Source organism: Micromonospora sp. BL1 (genome assembly GCF_003667485.1).
Classification (GTDB): domain Bacteria; phylum Actinomycetota; class Actinomycetes; order Mycobacteriales; family Micromonosporaceae; genus Micromonospora; species Micromonospora tulbaghiae.
On the sequence record NZ_RCVK01000086.1, the window covers coordinates 1 to 4958 of the forward strand.

At 69.9% G+C, this 4958-nt stretch carries 5 protein-coding genes; 3 read left to right on the top strand and 2 right to left on the bottom strand.

Going from position 1 to position 4958, the window contains the following annotated elements; translation table 11 throughout:
* Window positions 1-10 precede the first annotated feature (10 nt).
* The 3 genes from EAD96_RS00720 to EAD96_RS00730 all read left to right on the top strand — a co-directional run bounded on the left by EAD96_RS00720 (window position 11) and on the right by EAD96_RS00730 (window position 2734).
* Window positions 11-949, top strand: coding sequence for a PPK2 family polyphosphate kinase (locus tag EAD96_RS00720; RefSeq protein ID WP_233585330.1), 939 nt, complete (start codon window positions 11-13; stop codon window positions 947-949).
* A 149-nt stretch (window positions 950-1098) separates the two neighbouring features.
* Window positions 1099-1725: a DUF47 domain-containing protein gene (locus EAD96_RS00725; RefSeq protein WP_030504473.1), complete on the top strand. Its 627-nt coding sequence runs from the start codon at window positions 1099-1101 to the stop codon at window positions 1723-1725.
* Window positions 1726-1729: 4 nt separating this feature from the next.
* On the top strand, window positions 1730-2734 hold the full coding sequence (locus EAD96_RS00730) for an inorganic phosphate transporter (RefSeq protein ID WP_120572904.1): 1005 nt from the start codon (window positions 1730-1732) through the stop codon (window positions 2732-2734).
* Window positions 2735-2782: 48 nt separating this feature from the next.
* Here EAD96_RS00730 and EAD96_RS00735 read toward each other — a convergent pair whose 3' ends face one another.
* Together EAD96_RS00735 and EAD96_RS00740 are read right to left on the bottom strand one after the other, a co-directional pair.
* Window positions 2783-3751 (bottom strand): Gfo/Idh/MocA family protein, encoded by a 969-nt coding sequence (locus EAD96_RS00735; protein ID WP_121682908.1) that lies wholly within the window; start codon window positions 3749-3751, stop codon window positions 2783-2785.
* A 59-nt stretch (window positions 3752-3810) separates the two neighbouring features.
* A complete protein-coding gene (locus EAD96_RS00740; RefSeq protein ID WP_121682907.1) occupies window positions 3811-4536 on the bottom strand; it encodes a bifunctional 2-polyprenyl-6-hydroxyphenol methylase/3-demethylubiquinol 3-O-methyltransferase UbiG in 726 nt (241 codons plus the stop codon).
* Between the last annotated feature and the right edge of the window lie 422 nt (window positions 4537-4958).

Genomic DNA, 4958 nt, shown 5'->3' on the forward strand with positions numbered 1-4958 from the left:
GAGTGAGGTGGTGGGGCCCGAGGGCGGGCGTATGCGGGAACTGCTTCGGGTGGGGCCCGGGGCGGTGGATCTGGAGGCGATCGACCCCCGGTCGACGCCAGGGCTGCCGGCGGCGGCCGGGCGCGGGCCGGCGCGTAAGGAGTGGGCGCGGGCCCAGGTCGAGCTGGTCGGCGCGGAGCTGGGGCGACAGCAGGAGATGCTGTACGCCTCGGCGCAGGGCGCCGCCGGACCGGGCAGCGCCACCAGCGCGCCGGCGCAGGCGGACGCCGGGCTCGGCGGTGACCGGCCGCGCCGGGTGCTGCTGGTGCTCCAGGCGATGGACTGCGGCGGCAAGGACGGCACGGTCAAGCGGGTGGCCGGCGCGATGAACCCGCTCGGGCTGCACATCCGCTCGTTCGGGCCGCCCACCGAGGAGGAGTTGCGGCACGACTTCCTGTGGCGGGTACGCCGGGCGCTGCCGCCACCCGGGTACGTGGGCGTGTTCAACCGCTCGCACTACGAGGACGTGCTCATCGCCCGCGTCGAAGGGCTGGTCGACGAGGCGACCTGGCGGTCCCGGTACGCGATCATCAACGACTTCGAGCGGGAACTGGCCGAGCAGGCGGTCACAGTGGTGAAGGTCATGCTGCACATCTCGTACGACGAGCAGGGCGAGCGGCTGATGGAGCGGCTCACCGACCCGGCGAAGTTCTGGAAGTACAACCCGAGCGATCTGGACACCCGGGCACGTTGGGACGACTATCAGGCCGCGTACGCCGAGGCCTTCGAGCGTTGTGGCACGGACGCCGCGCCCTGGTTCGTGGTGCCGGCGGACCGCAAGTGGTACCGGGACTGGGCGGTCGCCCACCTGCTGCGGGAGACGTTCGACGGGTTGGATCTGGGGTATCCGCCTGCCGATTTCGACGTCGAACGGGAGCGTGACCGGTTACGGAGCCAGCGCCGTGAGTGATCAGGTGAACGGAAGGTGAACGAGCGGTGAATCGGGCCTGACCAGGGGTGGGCCGATCGAAAGTAGGTTCGGCGCGGTCCCTAGCATGCGCAGAGCAGACGCCCGGGGGGCGACGGCCACCCTTCCACCGACACGACGAGGTCCGTGCTGTGAAGTTTTCCTTCCGTCCCACCGAGGGCGCCTTCTACGAGCTCTTCACCAGGGCTGCGCAGAACCTGGTGAAGGGGACCGACCTGCTCAACGAGCTGGGTCTGCCCGGCGCCGACGTGCAGTCGATCAGCGAGCGGCTGACCGACATCGAGCACGACAGCGACCAGATCACGCACGAGCTGTACAAGAAGATCAACTCCACGTTCATCACGCCGTTCGACCGGGAGGACATCTACCGGCTGGGCTCGCTGCTCGACGACGTGATGGACCACCTGGAGGCGGTCGGCAACCTGCTCTACCTGTACGGCCTGACCAAGCTCCCGTCGCTGCCGCGCGAGCTGCACGAGCTGGTGAACGTGCTCGACCTGCAGGCCAAGCTCACCGCCGAGGCGATGCCCCGGCTGAAGTCGATGAAGGATCTCGAGGACTACTGGATCGAGTGCAACCGGCTCGAGAACGACGGCGACCAGGCGTACCGGATGCTGCTGGTACGCCTCTTCTCCGGTGAGTACGACGCGCTCACGGTGCTGAAGATGAAGGAGGTGGCCGACGAGTTGGAGGCCGCCTGCGACGCCTTCGAGCACGTTGCCAACACCGTCGAGACCATCGCGGTCAAGGAGTCCTGAGCCAGTGAGTCCCGAACTCATCGCCGTGCTGGCGGTGATCGCGGTCGCCATGGCGTTCGACTACACGAACGGCTTCCATGACGCGGCAAACGCGATCGCCACCAGCATCTCGACCCGGGCGCTGACCCCCCGGATCGCCCTGGCGCTGGCCGCAGTCGGCAACTTCGTCGGCGCGCACTTCGGCGCCGGCGTCGCCAAGACGGTCGGCGACGGGCTGGTGACGTTGCCGACCGGGGTGGAGAGCCTCGGCGTGGTCTTCGCCGGTGTACTCGGCGCGATCATCTGGAACCTGATCACCTGGTACTTCGGCCTGCCGTCCTCGTCCTCGCACGCCCTCTTCGGCGGCCTGGTCGGCGCGACCCTGTTCGCCGCCGACGGCATCGTCCAGTGGGGCACCATCATCGAGAAGGTCCTCGTCCCGATGGTGCTCTCGCCGGTGGTCGGCCTGATCCTCGGCTTCCTGGTGATGCTGGCGATCATGTGGCTGTTCCGGAAGGGCCAGCCCGGCAAGCTCAGCCGCGGCTTCCGGTGGGCGCAGACCGCGTCCGCCGCCGCCATGTCGGTCGGCCACGGCATGCAGGACGCCGCCAAGACCATGGGCATCATCGTGCTCGCGCTCTACACCGGCGGCTTCCAGGAGAGCAAGACGCACATCCCGGGCTGGGTCTTCTGGACCTCCGCCGCGATGCTGGCGGCCGGCACGTACGCGGGCGGCTGGCGGATCATCCGGACGCTCGGCCGGAAGATCATCGACCTCGGCCCGGCGGAGGGCTTCGCGGCCGAGACCGTGGCCAGCGCGGTGCTCTACTTCAACGCGCTGGTGCTGAAGGCACCGATCTCCACCACGCACACGATCACCTCGGCGATCATGGGTGTGGGCGCGACGAAACGGCTCTCCGCGGTGCGCTGGAACGTGGCAGGCAACATCGTGATCGCCTGGATCATCACGTTCCCGGCCGCCGCCGCGATCGCCTGCCTCGCGTACCTGCTGGTCCGGCCCCTGTTCTGATCTCCGCGCGCTGACGTCGAGGGGTTCCCCGCCGTGGCGGGGGACCCCTCACGCGTAGGAGACGCCGATCCGGGCCTTGATGTCGTCGATCAGGCCCATCACCTCGAGCGTGGCGGCGTGCGGCACCAGCGGGCTCTCGGTCAGCCCGGCCGCCAGGCAGCGCTGCACCTCGATCGCCTCGTACTGGTAGCCGCCGCCGGTCAGGTCCGCCGGGATCGTCTCCGGCTCGGCGCCGGCCCGGTGCAGCACCACGTGCGCGGGCCGGAAGAACAGCTCGGGCAGGTCGATCCGACCCGTCGTACCGGTGATCGACGCGGTGATCGCTGTCGCGCCGACCATGCCGCAGCTGAGCGTCGCCACCGCGCCGGAGTCCCATCCGAGCACCATGCCGGTGTTCTCGTCCACCGCCTCCGGGGTCAGCTTCGCCCACGCCTGCACGTGCTGCGGCGCGCCGAGCACCAGGTGGGCCAGGCTCAGCGGGTAGACGCCGAGGTCCAGCAGCGCGCCGCCGCCGAGCGTGCGAGCGCGCATCCGGTGCTCCGGCGGGAACGGGCCGGCCACGCCGAAGTCCGCCCGTACGTGCGTCACCTCACCGATCGCGCCGTCCCGGATCAGCTCCAGCACGCGCAGGATCAGCGGGTTGGTCCGCATCCACATGGCCTCCATGAGGAACAGGCCCCGGGCGCGGGCCGTCTCCACCAGCTCGGTGGTGGTCGGCAGATCCAGCGTGCACGGCTTCTCCACCAGCACGGCCTTGCCGCCGGCCAGGCAGGCGAGCGCCGCCTCGTGGTGCGCGGCGTGCGGGGTGGCCACGTAGATCGCGTCCAGGTCCGGGTCCGCGGCCAGTTCCGCCCACGAGGCGTACGCCCGCGGCACGTCGTGCCGGCGCGCGAACAGTTCGGCGCTCTCCCGGGTACGCGAGCCGACCGCGACCAGTTCGGCGTCCGGCACCAGCCGCAGATCCTCGGCGAAGCGGGCGGCGATGTTTCCGGTGGCCAGGATTCCCCAACGCGTCATGCCCGGCACGCTATCCCTTCCCGCTCCGGGGCCGGGAGGGTGATCCACCCGTCGGGACGTCAGGCGGTGCCGGGGGCCGTGCGCCCGGTCCGCGGTGTTTCGGCATGCGGCTTGACCATCAACCGTTGGGTGGCCAGGGCCGGGCGGCCGTTCATCGTCTCCACTGCGACCTCGCGGCCGGCGACGAGGTCGAAATCGCCGAAGAGTTGGTCCAGCCAGTCGGTGGTGTGGTGTCGGCACACCACCCCGTCGCCGGTCTCGAAGATCCCGTAGGTGCCGTACTTCGCTGCGAACTGTTGGTACCGGGAACGGTTGCGGTGATCCTCTTGCAGGCACAGGTCACTGACATAGAGCAGCCCACCCGGCCGTAGCACCCGACGCAGCTCCGTCACCAGTTCCCGCTGCCCGGCGTCGCCGGGTATGCACGTCAACACCGCGAACAGCAGCACCAGGTCGACGGTGTCCTCCTGCTGGCCGAGCTGCGGAGGGTTGGTGAGAACCGTGAATCGCGCGCCGGGTTGCTCGTTCTTCGCGCGGCTGACGAGACGGGGCGCGACATCCACCCCCTCGACATTCTCGAAGCCCTGCCGCACGAGCAGCCCGGCCAGCCGACCGTAACCGCACCCGTAGTCGAGAACCCGTGCCCGCCGGTCGATGCCGTCCAGCCACGGAAGTGCGACCGGGTGGCCGAAAGTCTTGGTGGCACCCGTGGAGTTCCAGTACCCCGCCTGGTTGTCGAGATCCGTCACCCGACGAGCATTGCCGCAACCGGAGGAGGACGCCATCGGGCGGCGGGGCGGCGTCGCGCCTTGCGGCACCGCTCCTGCACAGCGCGAGGGCTGACGTTGCTCGATGGTGAACACGCAGCGTGAAGATTGCTCAGCGTGATGGCTTCCGCCTGCCCTGTCGCCGAATGCTGGCACCCAAAGGCACCGAACCGGACATAAGCCAGCACTTGCGCGGGCCGGGCTGACTGCCTCTCGCGGACTTTGCTCTGCAGCCTCATGCGCACCGCTCACGGAAGGTTGCCGATGCGGATCTGGCTGCAGAGCAAAGTCGGCGGAGGGGTGTCTGCTGCTCGGGGCCGAAACTACGCATCGTGACCAGGTGGTCTGATCGGGGAGTGCGGGTGAGGTGAGGCGCCGTGTGCCCGCGCCCGGCCGGGCCGCCCCCGGCCGGGCCGCCCCCGGCCAGGCCGGGGGCGGCC